Raw genomic sequence first — 13,458 nt, 5'->3', positions numbered from 1 at the left:
CGCGGCCTCACGGTCGCGGGTTTTTCTATGTCTGCGGTGTATCAAACACTCTTAACCGGCAAGAATGGCCAGCAGCAACAGAGCAACGATATTGGTGATCTTGATGGCCGGATTGACGGCAGGACCTGCCGTATCCTTGTAGGGATCGCCAACCGTATCGCCTGTCACCGACGCCTTATGGGCGTCTGACCCTTTCAGATGCGTTGTCCCATCCTTGTCAACAAAACCATCCTCAAAACTCTTCTTGGCATTATCCCAGGCGCCGCCGCCCGATGTCATGGAAATTGCCACGAACAGGCCGTTGACGATCACCCCGAGCAAGGATGCCCCCAGCGCCGCAAAGGCCGAGGCCTTGGAGCCGGAGACCATCAGCACACCGAAATAGACGACGATGGGTGCCAACACCGGCAACAACGACGGCACGATCATTTCGCGGATTGCCGCCTTGGTGAGGATATCCACAGCCCGGCCATAATCCGGCTTCTCGGTGCCCTGCATGATGCCGGGCTTTTCGCGGAATTGGCGGCGCACCTCCTCAACGATGGAGCCAGCGGCTCGTCCCACTGCCGTCATGGCGATACCGCCGAACAGATAGGGAATGAGACCACCAAAAATCAGCCCGGCCACTACGTAAGGGTTGGAGAGGCTGAAGGATATGTCGCCGATCCCGGCGAAATAGGGGTATTGGTCGCCATTGGCGGCGAAATATTGCAGGTCATTGGAATAGGCGGCAAACAGCACCAGCGCGCCAAGCCCTGCCGAACCGATGGCATAGCCCTTTGTAACGGCTTTCGTCGTATTGCCAACCGCGTCCAGCGCATCGGTAACCTTGCGCACCTCCGGCGGCAGATGCGCCATTTCGGCGATGCCGCCAGCATTGTCGGTCACAGGACCGAAAGCGTCGAGCGCGACGATCATCCCCGCCAGCCCCAGCATGGTGGTGACGGCGATGGCCGTGCCAAACAGACCGGCCAGCTGATAGGTGGAGATGATGCCGCCGATAATCACCAGCGCCGGAAGCGCGGTTGACTCAAGGGAAACCGCCAGACCCTGGATAACGTTGGTGCCGTGGCCGGTCACCGACGCCTGGGCGATGGAATTGACCGGGCGTTTGTTGGTTCCGGTATAGTATTCGGTGATCACAACGATCAGCGCGGTCACGACCAGGCCGAGAATGCCGCAAATGAACAGGTTGACGCCAGTGATGGCCTGACCCGCAACGCTGCCAATCGCGCCCCAACCGATGGTAAGCTGGGTTGCCACGGCCAGACCGATGATCGAAAGCAGGCCAGTGACGATCAGGCCTTTGTAGAGCGCGCCCATGATCGAACCGTTGACGCCGAGCTTGACGAAAAACGTACCGGCAATCGAGGTCAGGATGCAGGTGCCGCAAATCGCCAGCGGATAGATCATGGCACTTTCCAGTATCGCGCTGCCCGCGAAGAAAATCGCCGCCAGCACCATGGTGGCAACCACAGAGACCGCGTAGGTCTCAAACAGGTCGGCGGCCATGCCGGCGCAATCGCCGACATTGTCACCGACATTATCGGCAATGGTGGCCGGGTTGCGCGGATCATCCTCAGGAATGCCTGCCTCAACCTTGCCGACCAGATCGCCGCCGACATCGGCACCTTTGGTGAAGATACCGCCGCCAAGCCGGGCGAAAATCGAGATCAGCGAAGCGCCGAAGCCGAGCGCCACCAGCGCATCGATGACATCGCGCGAGCCGCTTGCATGGCCAAGACCATAGGTCAGGATGAGATAATAAACGGAGACGCCGAGAAGGGCGAGACCAGCCACCAGCATGCCGGTAATCGCCCCGGATTTGAAGGCAATGTCGAGACCGGCGGCCAGGCTCTGGGCCGAGGCCTGCGCGGTGCGGACATTGGCGCGCACCGACACATGCATGCCGATAAAGCCCGCTGCACCTGAGAGGACCGCGCCGATCAGGAAGCCAATGGCAGCCTCTCCCGACAACAGGTACCAGACGCCTGCAAACACCACGGCGCCAACGATAGCGATGGTCAGATATTGACGGGCCAGATAGGCCTGCGCCCCTTCGCGGATATAGCCTGCGATTTCCTGCATACGCGGCGTGCCCTGGTCAGCAGCCAATACCGCCTGTGTTGCCCAGACCGCATAGGCCACCGAAATCAAGCCACATAGAATTACGCCTAACAGAACTGCCATTCCAACGCCTCCCTGTTGGACACCGCCCTCTCCTCCAAGGACGTTGCCTGTTTCTAACAGTCTATCCAACAATCGCCGCTGTCCGTCTGCAAATGGCAATTTCTGCGCTTCCGGTACTCACGTACGTTAAGTACGCTCCGTTCCGGTTCTCGAAATCACCATTTTCGCCAGGCCAGCAGCAATTCTTGAACAGACTGTAAGGCAGAGTGCGCTTTTCACGCTGCAAAGGTCAAGAGCGTGCAACCGGATTTCAAAGCGCCCTGCCATGCCTGAACGCAATCAACAACCGTCGGGAAATGTTCCGCCGTGAAGGGCTTTGTTGGAGGGTACTAGGAGCCGTCAGGCCTTGGCGCGACGCTCGGCAAGCAATTGCAGCGCAATCAACACGAGGCAAAGTACGGTTACCGGCCAGATCACCAGGTTCATCACCGACCAGCCATAGGCGGTAAACACCTTGCCGGAAGAAAAGGACGAGAGGGCAACCGTGCTGAACAGGATGATGTCATGGAAACCCTGAACCTTGTCAGCTTCCTGCGGCCGATAGGAGGAGGCTACGATGGCTGTCGCGCCGATGAAGCCGAAATTCCAGCCGATGCCGAGCAGCACCAGCGCGCCCCAGAAATTCCAGAGTTCGACGCCCATATGCGCAACGACGGCGCAGCCCATCAGGATCAGCAGACCGGCGGCAACGACCTTTTCCGCTCCGAACCGGCGGATCAGCCGTCCGGTGAAAAAGCTTGGCGCAAACATGGCGATGACATGCCATTGAATGCCGAGTGTCGCCTGATCGGAGGTAAAGCCGCAGCCGATCACCATGGCGAGCGGCGCGCCGGTCATCATGAAGGTCATCAGCGCATAGGTGCAGATACCGCAGATCATCCCGGTGATGAACCGTTGCGTCAACACGATCTCACGCAGCGGGCGAGCGGGCTTGGCGCTGTCATCCTGGTGGCCGAGCGGCTGCCCAAGATGAACGAAGCTGAGAATCGCAATGGCCAGCAGCATCAGCGGTGCCAGCGCCAGGAATGCACCGGCAAACAACACCGGCTCGAACAGATCTTTCAGCCAGATCGCCAATTGCGGACCAAGGATCGCCGAAACAATGCCGCCTGCGAGAATCCAGGAAATGGCCTCGCCCTTGAAATAGCTGGGCGAACTGTCGGCGGCGGCAAACCTGATCTTCTGGGTAAAGCCGCTGGACAGGCCAATCAGCAGCAGGCCAAAGGCAAACAGCCAGAAATCGATCCTGAACAACGCCAGCGTGGCGACCAATCCGCCAATCGCCGCCGAACCAGCTCCCATGATGAATGCAGCCTTGCGGCCAAACAAGCGGGACGCAATGGCAATTGCCACCGCACCAAGGGCAACACCAATGTTGAAGCCGGTGAGCGGCGCTGTCGCCAGCGATTTATCGGCGCCCAGCATTTGGTAACCGGCAAGCCCGCCCAGGGAAAAGGACAGGGGGGCAACAGAGCCCAGAACCGCCTGGGCAGCGGTCAGGATAGCAACGGTGCGCTTTGCGCCTCGCAACTGATGTTCAAGGCCAGTGCTGCTTTCCACTGCCATGTCCCTGCCCTTCCCCCGAAGGGCTGTTACTTGACTGCGGGAACCCGGACCTGCTTTGCAATCCGGTCCAGTACCGCATTGACCAGCTTGGGCTCGTCTTCCTGGAAAAAGGCGTGGGCAATCTCGACATATTCCGTGACGATCACCGCAATGGGTACGTCCTTGCGTTCCAGCAATTCGAATGTGCCAGCGCGTAGAATGGCCCGCACGGTGCTATCGACCCGGGCCAGCGACCAATCGTCCTGCAAGGCCTGACGGATCAGCGGATCGATCTTGGTCTGGTCGCGGACCACACCGGCCACGATGGAGCGGAACCAGGAGGCATCGGCCTTCAGATAGGTTTCGCCGTCGATTTCCTGACCGAGACGATGGGTCTCGTATTCTGCAACGACTTCAAGAACGCCGGTGCCGCCGATATCCATCTGGTAGAGGGCCTGCACGGCGGCAAGTCTGGCGGCGCCGCGCTGGTTGGCGGTCTTGACCGGCGGTTTGTTATTTTCGGTCGTCATCGGTTCAGCCACCAAATTTCTGCTTCAGGGCAATCATCGTCAAAGCGGCGCGAGCGGCAAAGCCACCCTTGTCCTTGTCTGTCCGCTTGACGCGGGCCCAAGCCTGTTCGTCATTCTCTACCGTCAGGATGCCGTTGCCGATGGCAAGCGATTCTGACACGGAAAGATCCATCAGGGCGCGGGAGGATTCGTTGGCGACGATATCGAAGTGATAGGTCTCACCCCTGATAACCATGCCGAGAGCCACATAGCCATCATAGACCACGCCGCCATTGTCGGCGCCGTCGAGCGCCATGGAAATAGCCGCGGGGACTTCGAGCGCGCCCATGACGGTGACGATGTCATAGCTGGCACCTGCCTCATCCAGCACCGCCTTGGCGCCGTCCAGAAGCGCATCGGCCATGTCGTCGTAGAAACGGGCCTCGACAATAAGAAGGTGCGGTGCGGAATACTGGTCAGACATAAGCGGTCACCCCGGAACGGATGGAGAAAATGGCAATGATTGGATGCGGGGTCAAACCATGCCCTACCCCGAATGGCAAGTGTTTTTCCGAAAAACCCGCCGAAATGCCGCCAAAGCCTTGCAATCCGGCTCCCTCAGCTTCGGCACCGCAAGCGCTATTGCACATTATTGTGACCTAGCCTGCAAAGGACCGGTTTTGCGGCAGGTGCAGACATCTTACTGACTCATCAGTCATTGAAAGGCGCGCCAATGAGATGGCCTCAACAGAGGACACGCTTCGTCAACCTACTGATAAATATCAGCAATCTTGCGAAAATCCGCGCCAGAAAAGCGGTAATGATGATTGGTCAACGGCCACACTTTCGCCCGCGCTAAAAATGGCGATTTGATGAAAATCAAGATGACGGATTTGTAACCCATCAAGGCAGTTTGCGGGCTGGAAATTGCCTTTGTTGCAACGCACATCATTGATCACCGGCAAGCGTCTTGAACGAGATAAGCCGGGGGATAATTTGGATCAGGAGATTACCGATGAACCGTATCGGACATGTATTCAGTGCTTCCACCGTTGCTGCCATCTCTTTCGGTGGCGCATCCCAGGCCGCTGTTGAAGTGGCCTGCGAAGATGGTCGGCCCCAATCCGTACAATCCGTACAACCCGTCGTCGGCAACCGACTGACAGTCGTGCCGCTGCGTGGCCTACAGATATCCGACCCGATGCGCCAGGCGCTGGATTCGCAGGACCCACATTCCGCCCAGGCGCGCAAGTTGCAGGCCGCTATTATTGCCAATCCGAAACTGATGCGTCAGCTCGATGGCCAAGGCGTCGATGTCACCACCATTGTCGGCATGGTCACGGTAGACGACGGCAGCATCTCGGTGTTTACCGCTTCGGCTTGATGGATATGCGCGGAAGGAGCTGCCCGGCCCTTCCGCCCTTTCTCAAAAAGCGCGTAAGTTTTTACGCCTTTGGAAATTCCGCGAGCCTTGCCGCATAGCGCGCCATAGTATCGACTTCGAAATTGACGAAATCGCCGACTTGCCGGTCGCCCCATGTGGTCACTTCCAGCGTGTGGCGGATCAACAGGATGTCAAAGTCGCAGCCCTCGACCCCATTAACGGTCAGCGAGGTGCCATCCAGCGCAACCGACCCTTTTGGGGCGACGAAGCGAGCCAGGTGCTCAGGCACCCGCAGGGTGAAGCGGGTTGCATCGCCTTCGGCTTTGATCGCCAGGATTTCGGCCTTGCCATCGACATGGCCCGAGACGATATGCCCACCCAGCTCATCGCCGATTTTCAAAGAGCGCTCCAGATTGATCCGCGTGCCCTTTTGCCAGCTGCCGATGGTGGTTAGCCGCAGGGCTTCTTCCCAGGCTTCGACTTCAAACCACCGCGCATTGCTGCCTGTTTCAGGCAGACCAGTCACCGTCAGGCAGGTGCCGGAATGCGCGATTGAAGCGCCCATGTCGATTGTGTCAGGATCATAGGCTGTGGCGATGCGCAGCTTCACGCCTTCCTTCAAAGGTACGATGTCTTCCACGGTGCCGATATCGGTGACAATGCCTGTAAACATCAGAAATCCCGCTCATATTCATAAAACCGATCCGCGCCGAAGGTCACACTGCGCAGATGACGAAAATTTTCAGGTATATTGGCAGGCGTGAGCGGCGATGCAAGACCACTACGGCCGATTTCATCCGGCCCCTGGTAAAGATGGATGCGATCCACCAGGCCCGTGTCCAGGAAGGACTTTGCCGCAGCAGCCCCACCTTCGACCAGCAGGGAAGACATGCCCTGCACAGCCAGTTGACGCAGGAGATCGTCAAGATCGGCCACCGGCCAGACATCAACGCCCGCAGCCTGCAACGCCGTGCGGCACGCCTCGAAACTTTCCGTGCAGGTAAAGGTGGAAGGCTCGCCGCAGGCGCAAACCGTCGGCACTTGCCCCGCCGTTTGCACCAGTTTCGAACCGAGGGGCAGTTCCAGCCGCCGGTCGAGCACGATGCGCAGCGGCGACAGATTATGCCGTCCAGCCAGCCGCACCGTCAGTTCTGGATCATCAGCTTTTGCCGTGCCGAACCCGACCAGAATGGCATCGCTCTCGGCGCGCAGCAATTGGACCTGGGTACGGGCCAGTGGTCCGGTGATCGCCACCTGCCCCTCGCCCGCCCGACCGATCATGCCGTCGCGCGACAAAGCCAGTTTCAGCGTTACATGCGGGCGCTGTTTTGTCTGGCGGGTCAAATAGGCGGCGAGACCATAGCGGGCTTCGCGCTCCAGCACGCCGGTCAGCACCTCGATTCCCGCGTCCGTCAGGATGGACAGGCCACGGCCTGAAACGCGCGGGTCCGGGTCGGTGACGGCAACCACAACCCGTGCAACGCCAGCCTCAACCAGCGCGTCAGCACAAGGCGGGGTCTTGCCATGATGGGAACAGGGTTCAAGCGTCACATAGGCCGTCGCACCGCGGGCCTTTTCGCCAGCCACAGCAAGGGCCTGACGCTCTGCATGCGGGCGTCCGCCAATCGCTGTGACAGCGGAGCCGACAATGGTTCCATCGGCAACGATCACGCAGCCGACCGACGGGTTGGTCAGGGTTTGTCCCAGATGACTGCGACCAAGCCTCATCGCCGCTGCCATAAACCGCTGATCGTCAGGCTGTTCGCGCACCATGTTTACCCCGGTTCGTGATCCTGGGAGATCTTGGCGGTAATTTCGGAAATGACCTGCTCGAAATCCTCGGCATGGGAAAAATCGCGATAGACCGAGGCGTAACGCACGAAAGCCACGTCATCGAGGCTTTTCAGCGCTTCCAACACCTGCAAGCCGATCTGTTCGGAGGAAATTTCCGTCTCGCCGGAGCTTTCCAGCCGCCGCACGATGCCGGAAACCGCCCGCTCGATCCGGTCCCGATCGACGGGACGTTTGCGAAGGGCGATCTCGAAAGACCGCACCAGCTTGTTGCGATCGAAAGGCGCCTTGCGACCCGTCTTTTTCAACACGGTCAGCTCGCGCAGCTGCACGCGCTCGAACGTAGTGAAGCGGCCGCCGCAATCCGGGCAGATCCGACGCCGGCGGATGGCGCTATTGTCCTCCGCCGGGCGTGAATCCTTGACCTGGGTATCGTCCGAACCGCAAAACGGGCACCGCATCTCTTCGCCTTACAGGTAAGGATACATCGGGAAACGGCCGGTCAGGCCAACGACCTTGTCGCGCACGCTTGCCTCGACGGCGCTATTGCCCTCGTCGGAATTGGCAACCTTCAGACCGTCAAGCACCTCAACGATCAGATTGCCGATTTCGATAAATTCGGCCTCCTTGAAGCCACGGGTCGTGCCAGCCGGTGTGCCGAGGCGAACACCCGAGGTGACGAAAGGCTTTTCAGGATCGAACGGAATGCCGTTCTTGTTGCAGGTGACATAGGCGCGGCCAAGGGCTGCCTCGGCGCGCTTGCCGGTGGCGTTCTTCTTGCGCAGGTCGACCAGCATCAAATGGTTGTCGGTACCGCCAGAGACGATATCGAGGCCGCCCTTGACCAGGGTTTCGGACAGAGCCTTGGCGTTCTTGACCACCTGAGCGGCATAATCCTGGAATTCCGGCTGCAAGGCTTCGCCGAAGGCAACCGCCTTGGCGGCGATCACATGCATCAGCGGGCCGCCCTGGAGGCCAGGGAAGACAGCCGAATTGAATTTCTTGGCCAGATCCTCGTCATTGGTGAGGATCATGCCGCCACGCGGGCCACGCAACGACTTGTGGGTCGTGGTGGTGGCGACGTGGCAATGCGGGAACGGCGACGGATGCTGATTGCCAGCAACCAGACCGGCGATATGAGCCATATCGACCATCAGATAGGCGCCAACTTCATCGGCGATTTCGCGGAAGCGCTTCCAGTCCCAGATCCGCGAATAGGCTGTGCCACCGGCGATGATCAGCTTGGGCTTGTGCTTGCGGGCGGATTCAGCCACCGCATCCATGTCCAGAAGATTATCGTCCTGACGCACGCCATAGGAGACGACGTTGAACCACTTGCCGGACATGTTGACCGGCGAACCGTGGGTCAGATGGCCCCCGGAATTCAGGTCGAGACCCATGAAGGTATCGCCGGGCTGCAACAGCGCCAGGAACACGGCCTGGTTCATCTGCGAACCGGAATTGGGCTGAACATTGGCGAAATTGACGCCAAACAGCTTCTTGGCGCGTTCGATCGCCAATTCCTCGGCAATATCCACGAACTGACAGCCACCGTAATAGCGCTTGCCCGGATAGCCCTCGGCATATTTGTTGGTCATGATCGAGCCCTGCGCTTCCAGCACGGCGCGCGAGACGATGTTTTCAGAAGCAATCAGCTCGATTTCATGGCGTTGACGACCGAGCTCCTTTTCAATCGCACCAAAAATATCCGGATCGGTTTCGGCAAGCGGACGGGAAAAGAAAGCATCGGTATTGGCCATGATCGCAGTCTCCTGAAAGCGTTGATGCGTGCGCGTCTTAACGTCCTCGCGCCCCAAGAGCAAGACAACAGAACGACATTTGCGGGTCAAAGCGCGGAAGACGATACTTGTTCTTGTATCACCCGGCCTGCTGCCCGCGTAAAAACGCAGAAGGCCGCGCAACTTGAGCGCGGCCCTTGATAAAAATGCTTGGAAGCAAGACTTACTGCGGCAAATTGTCATCCTCAATCCGGCCCGGATTTTGCTCGACACCAATATTGGTTTGCAGGGCCAACTGAGCATCGCCATCACGCTTGTAGATATCATCACGGAACTGCACGACATTGTCCTTGGCAGACCACGCCGTGATGTAAACGATATAGACAGGCACTTCCTGCGAAAGCTTGATCACGTTGTTCTGGCGCGTCGAGATGACCCGTTCGATTTCCTGACGGTTCCAGCCGGGCGTATCCCTCAGCAACCATGTGATCAAATCGCGCACGTTCTGGACACGCATGCAGCCGGAGGATTCAAAGCGCATCAGCTTGTTGAACAGCCCCTGCTGCGGCGTATCGTGCAGATATTCATTGTTCGGATTGTGGAAGTTGATCTTCGTCGAGGCCATGGCGTTGATCTTGCCAGGGTCCTGACGGAACATCAGGTTCGGCGCCTTTGGCGCGTTCCAATCCACAGTTTCCGGAGCCACTTCCTGGCCTTTGCCATCGAAGAGACGGATATTATTGCGCGTCAGATACGTCGGGTCCTTGCGCATCAGCGGCACGATGTCCTTTTCGACGATCGAGCGCGGCGCAGTCCAGTAGGGATTCAGGATGACTTCATAGATCTTGGAATTGATGGAATGGGTCGGGCGGTCGATACGTCCAACAACGGCATTGGTGCGCAATGCGACGCGATCATTTTCGACAGCCTCGATAGACATCGAGGGAATGTTGACCATGACATACCGGTTGCCGAGATCACCGGACATTGCCTGCAGGCGTACCAGATTGGTATTGAGCTGGTTGAGGCGCACGTCGGCAGAGATATTCATGGCTTTCAGCGTATATTCGCCGAGTGCACCGTCGGTTGGAAGACCGTGACGAGCCTGAAAACGCTTCACGGCACCATCAACATAGGTATCGAAGGAGTTGGACATGCCTGCTTCCTGGCCAAGATCGCCTGAGATCATCAGGCGTTGGCGCAGTAGCTGCACGGTCGGATCAACGGACCCGAGCTTCAATTTCACCGAGGGATTGACCTGCGGCCAACCGCCCTGGGCGACGATCTGCTGATAGGCGGAAATGGCCAATTGCAGGTTCGGCAGGTTCGTGGCGCTCAACATCGGCGAATTTGATGTCACCGAGGCGACAGCACGTGACGTTTGGGCATCGAACTGGTCGTCCCAATTGCCCCGCGAGCGAGCATTGATCAGCTCGTCGACGGCAGATTGCGCCATGGCGGTCCCGGCCAGCGTGGATGCTCCCACCAATGCCGCGCCTCTCAACAATGCTCTGCGAGAGACCGAAACCAGTTTAATCTTGTCCGCCATAGTCTTCTATTTCCCTACCGATCCACCGATCCCGAAACGCTTTAGCCCATGGGAGACGATCAGGTCCCATGAAGGCATTGTGCTTAATAAAGCCGGAGGCGTTCCGCAATCATTGTTTTCATCGCGAGAAACGTTTGCCGCTATCGCTTGTTCCAAAAGCCCTCTGCCCTGAAGAGTTTCTTTTGAACCCGGGCGAAGGCAAGGCTTAGCGCGGGTCGAACAACCAGCTTATTCCACAGTCTGGCGGTCCCATATCAATATGGCCAAAGCTTGTCAGGCCCGAGGCGCTCACAACACTGTGTTGAATAAGCATCCGCGCATCAAAACGAAGCGAGGCGATATCGATCTGCCGGGATTGATGACCGTTACCGGTCGATCAAGGCAGCAAAGCCAGACATTGCAGCCGGTTGGCCTACATCCGATAGGCGATCGTGTCGTTCCAGAAGCGATCGAGACGCTGCAACAACCTGTTCATCTGGTTGAATTCGTCAGGACCGATGCCGCCGACCTTCTGGATGGAGCCGACGTGACGCTCATAGAGCTTGGCGACGGTTTCGGCGATGTCCTGGCCTTCCGGTGTCAGGGAAATACGGACCGAACGGCGGTCGACACGCGAGCGGGAATGATTGATGAAACCGAGGTCAACCAGCTTCTTGACGTTATAGGAAACGTTGGAGCCGAGGTAGTAACCGCGAGACCGCAATTCACCGGCCGTCAGCTCGGAATTGCCGATGTTAAACAGCAGCAAAGCCTGAACAGCATTGACGTCGTTGCGGCCCTGACGGTCGAATTCGTCCTTGATGACGTCGAGCAGGCGGCGGTGCAGGCGCTCCACCAGATGCAGGGAATCAAGATAGAGAGAACGGATGGTCTGCTCTTCGTGATCGATAGCGGACACCTGCGGTTTGATCTTTGTCGTGGTCATATCGTCTGCCTCACTGTTTGGGTGGCGGCCTTGTTGGTTTCCAACCGCCTTGTGAGTGACAATATCGAATGCAGATAAAATTCTATTTAAAACGCAGGCTTAACAGAGGCTTACCATTCAGCCTGCTTGTATCAGGGTAAACCATTCCTTATGCCGTGACGCGCCGGCGCTTTTGCATCAGGATTGCCAGGCGGAAAGCGATATAAACGACGGCGACAATCAGATGGAATGCGACGATCAGCGGATCGCGTCCGAAAATGCCCGGCCACACGGCATGCATCAGGATCTGGCCGCTGGCGGCAATCACCCAGATGACAGGCCCCCAGGAGACCGTCATCCACAACCCAACCCCTGCCACCGGCAGCATCACGGCCAGCCCGCAGCTGGCAATGCGCCAAGGCACATTCATCAGGTCGAACCGCCCAAGGCCGTCACCGGCAAAGCCCACCAGCAGGCCCCAGAACTGTAAGCCCAGCCAAAGGCAGGCAAGCGCAACAACGCGCAGGAAGAGCACGAACAACAGGTCTACGAGGCTGGGTTTTGGCGTATGGACGACATCATCAATCATTGTGCAACGATATCGCATAATTGACCGGACCGGTATCGGCGACAGGTGAAATTTATGGGGAGACAAACAATCCGCGGACGGTTTTATCCGAGCATCGCTATGCCCGGGGGTGGGTGTGGGGGTGGGGGCGGTCAGGTTGCCGCAGTGGGCAAACATCCCTGTGCATGATAAACGGCATCATAAGAGAGCAGGCCTGAAGACTGGAGACCGCGATGACCAACAAGACCCACCTCGTCGACGATATTACCGGCCACCGGCGCATGCGCCGCAACCGCAAGGCGGACTGGACGCGCCGGATGGTCCAGGAAAGCCGGTTGACGGTGGACGACCTGATCTGGCCGATATTTCTCGTGCCCGGCAGCGGCATCGTCGAGCCGATCGCCGCCATGCCGGGGGTCAACAGGATGAGTGTCGATAAGGCCGTCGAAGCGGTGAAGGAAGCCGCCGATCTCGGCATTCCCGCCATTGCCACCTTTCCGAATATCGAGATGAACCTGCGCGACCAGACGGGTTCCCATATCCTGGAAGCCAATAACCTGCTCAATCAGGCGACAGCCGCCATCAAGAAAGCCGTCGCCAACATCGGGGTGATTACCGATGTGGCGCTGGACCCGTTCACCAGCCATGGGCATGACGGTATTTTGCGCGGCGATGATATCGTCAATGACGAAACGGTCGATCAGGTGGTCAAGGCCGCCATCCTGCAGGCCGATGCCGGCTCCGACATTATCGCCCCGTCCGAAATGATGGATGGGCGAATCGGTGCCATCCGCCGCGGGCTCGACGCTGCCGGTCACCAGTCGGTCGGCATCATGTCCTATGCGACGAAATTCTCCTCCGGCTATTACGGCCCCTATCGCGAGGCGATTTCCACCGCAGGCCTGCTGAAGGGCGACAAGAACAGCTATTACATCAGCCCGGCCAATGGCACCGAAGCGGTGCGCGATGCTGCCATGGATGTCGAGGAAGGGGCGGATATGCTGATGGTCAAGCCCGGCCTGCCCTATCTGGATATTTGCTGGCGCCTCAAGGAAGCCTTCAGCCTGCCGGTCTTTGCCTATCAAGTGTCAGGCGAATATGCGCAGATCAAAGCGGCAGGCCTGAACGGCTGGATCGACGAGGAACGGGTGATGATGGAAACCCTGCTCTGCTTCAAACGGGCCGGATGCGATGGCATTCTCAGCTATTTCGCCGTGGAAGCAGCAAAGCGGCTCGCCAAAAGCTAACGGTTTTCGGTGGGACGCTGCCCCATGCAAGG

General features: G+C 58.5%; 14 protein-coding genes. 2 read left to right on the top strand and 12 right to left on the bottom strand.

All coding sequences use genetic code 11. The features are described 5' to 3' along the window. Positions 1-51 precede the first annotated feature (51 nt). From G6L01_RS04580 to G6L01_RS04560, 5 genes are all read right to left on the bottom strand, one after another. Positions 52-2,190, bottom strand: coding sequence for a sodium-translocating pyrophosphatase (locus G6L01_RS04580; protein WP_070167253.1), 2,139 nt, complete (start codon positions 2,188-2,190; stop codon positions 52-54). A 339-nt stretch (positions 2,191-2,529) separates the two neighbouring features. Next, positions 2,530-3,756 carry an MFS transporter gene (locus G6L01_RS04575; protein ID WP_070167254.1) on the bottom strand — a complete coding sequence of 409 codons (1,227 nt, stop codon included), beginning with the start codon at positions 3,754-3,756 and terminating at the stop codon, positions 2,530-2,532. A gap of 26 nt (positions 3,757-3,782) precedes the next feature. Next, complete coding sequence (gene nusB / locus G6L01_RS04570) at positions 3,783-4,265, bottom strand: transcription antitermination factor NusB (RefSeq protein ID WP_015915584.1); 483 nt, start codon at positions 4,263-4,265, stop codon at positions 3,783-3,785. Between the two features lie 4 nt (positions 4,266-4,269). Next, entirely contained in the window at positions 4,270-4,728 is a 459-nt protein-coding gene (gene ribH / locus G6L01_RS04565) for a 6,7-dimethyl-8-ribityllumazine synthase (protein ID WP_015915583.1), read from the bottom strand. Positions 4,729-5,026: 298 nt separating this feature from the next. Then, the gene (locus tag G6L01_RS04560; protein ID WP_156584203.1) at positions 5,027-5,203 is read right to left on the bottom strand and encodes a hypothetical protein; all 177 of its coding nucleotides are present in this window, start codon (positions 5,201-5,203) and stop codon (positions 5,027-5,029) included. Between the two features lie 56 nt (positions 5,204-5,259). Between G6L01_RS04560 and G6L01_RS04555 the strand changes: the two genes are divergently transcribed. Continuing rightward, on the top strand, positions 5,260-5,628 hold the full coding sequence (locus G6L01_RS04555) for a hypothetical protein (protein ID WP_070167256.1): 369 nt from the start codon (positions 5,260-5,262) through the stop codon (positions 5,626-5,628). A gap of 61 nt (positions 5,629-5,689) precedes the next feature. Here the strand turns inward: G6L01_RS04555 and G6L01_RS04550 are convergent, their stop codons facing one another. The 7 genes from G6L01_RS04550 to G6L01_RS04520 form a co-directional block, all read right to left on the bottom strand. Beyond that, positions 5,690-6,301, bottom strand: a complete 612-nt coding sequence (locus tag G6L01_RS04550) for a riboflavin synthase (RefSeq protein ID WP_070167257.1) — start codon at positions 6,299-6,301, stop codon at positions 5,690-5,692. Then, entirely contained in the window at positions 6,301-7,401 is a 1,101-nt protein-coding gene (ribD, locus tag G6L01_RS04545; RefSeq protein ID WP_070167258.1) for a bifunctional diaminohydroxyphosphoribosylaminopyrimidine deaminase/5-amino-6-(5-phosphoribosylamino)uracil reductase RibD, read from the bottom strand. The genes G6L01_RS04550 and ribD overlap by 1 nt, the downstream gene beginning before the upstream one ends. A gap of 2 nt (positions 7,402-7,403) precedes the next feature. Beyond that, positions 7,404-7,880: a transcriptional regulator NrdR gene (gene nrdR, locus G6L01_RS04540; protein WP_015915579.1), complete on the bottom strand. Its 477-nt coding sequence runs from the start codon at positions 7,878-7,880 to the stop codon at positions 7,404-7,406. Positions 7,881-7,889: 9 nt separating this feature from the next. Beyond that, the gene (glyA, locus tag G6L01_RS04535; RefSeq protein WP_060715809.1) at positions 7,890-9,179 is read right to left on the bottom strand and encodes a serine hydroxymethyltransferase; all 1,290 of its coding nucleotides are present in this window, start codon (positions 9,177-9,179) and stop codon (positions 7,890-7,892) included. Between the two features lie 202 nt (positions 9,180-9,381). Continuing rightward, positions 9,382-10,707, bottom strand: a complete 1,326-nt coding sequence (locus G6L01_RS04530) for a L,D-transpeptidase family protein (protein WP_070167259.1) — start codon at positions 10,705-10,707, stop codon at positions 9,382-9,384. A 412-nt stretch (positions 10,708-11,119) separates the two neighbouring features. Next, a complete protein-coding gene (gene ldtR / locus G6L01_RS04525; protein ID WP_015915576.1) occupies positions 11,120-11,632 on the bottom strand; it encodes a transcriptional regulator LdtR in 513 nt (170 codons plus the stop codon). 148 nt (positions 11,633-11,780) lie between these two features. Beyond that, positions 11,781-12,200 carry a DUF6163 family protein gene (locus G6L01_RS04520; protein WP_070167260.1) on the bottom strand — a complete coding sequence of 140 codons (420 nt, stop codon included), beginning with the start codon at positions 12,198-12,200 and terminating at the stop codon, positions 11,781-11,783. Between the two features lie 212 nt (positions 12,201-12,412). Between G6L01_RS04520 and hemB the strand changes: the two genes are divergently transcribed. Beyond that, positions 12,413-13,426: a porphobilinogen synthase gene (gene hemB, locus G6L01_RS04515; protein ID WP_070167338.1), complete on the top strand. Its 1,014-nt coding sequence runs from the start codon at positions 12,413-12,415 to the stop codon at positions 13,424-13,426. The last annotated feature ends 32 nt before the right edge of the window (positions 13,427-13,458 follow it).

The sequence above is a fragment of the Agrobacterium vitis genome, from assembly GCF_013337045.2.
GTDB classification, from domain to species: domain Bacteria; phylum Pseudomonadota; class Alphaproteobacteria; order Rhizobiales; family Rhizobiaceae; genus Allorhizobium; species Allorhizobium vitis_B.
The sequence above is the reverse complement of the archived record's forward strand: the minus strand, read 5'-3'. Positions and strand labels throughout refer to the sequence as shown.

Coding starts and splice junctions, on each gene's coding strand:
- G6L01_RS04580 (WP_070167253.1), bottom strand. CDS start 2,190: ATGGCAGTTCTGTTAGGCGTAATTCTATGTGGCTTGATTTCGGTGGCC.
- G6L01_RS04575 (WP_070167254.1), bottom strand. CDS start 3,756: ATGGCAGTGGAAAGCAGCACTGGCCTTGAACATCAGTTGCGAGGCGCA.
- nusB (WP_015915584.1), bottom strand. CDS start 4,265: ATGACGACCGAAAATAACAAACCGCCGGTCAAGACCGCCAACCAGCGC.
- ribH (WP_015915583.1), bottom strand. CDS start 4,728: ATGTCTGACCAGTATTCCGCACCGCACCTTCTTATTGTCGAGGCCCGT.
- G6L01_RS04555 (WP_070167256.1), top strand. CDS start 5,260: ATGAACCGTATCGGACATGTATTCAGTGCTTCCACCGTTGCTGCCATC.
- G6L01_RS04550 (WP_070167257.1), bottom strand. CDS start 6,301: ATGTTTACAGGCATTGTCACCGATATCGGCACCGTGGAAGACATCGTA.
- ribD (WP_070167258.1), bottom strand. CDS start 7,401: ATGGTGCGCGAACAGCCTGACGATCAGCGGTTTATGGCAGCGGCGATG.
- nrdR (WP_015915579.1), bottom strand. CDS start 7,880: ATGCGGTGCCCGTTTTGCGGTTCGGACGATACCCAGGTCAAGGATTCA.
- glyA (WP_060715809.1), bottom strand. CDS start 9,179: ATGGCCAATACCGATGCTTTCTTTTCCCGTCCGCTTGCCGAAACCGAT.
- G6L01_RS04530 (WP_070167259.1), bottom strand. CDS start 10,707: ATGGCGGACAAGATTAAACTGGTTTCGGTCTCTCGCAGAGCATTGTTG.
- ldtR (WP_015915576.1), bottom strand. CDS start 11,632: ATGACCACGACAAAGATCAAACCGCAGGTGTCCGCTATCGATCACGAA.
- G6L01_RS04520 (WP_070167260.1), bottom strand. CDS start 12,200: ATGATTGATGATGTCGTCCATACGCCAAAACCCAGCCTCGTAGACCTG.
- hemB (WP_070167338.1), top strand. CDS start 12,413: ATGACCAACAAGACCCACCTCGTCGACGATATTACCGGCCACCGGCGC.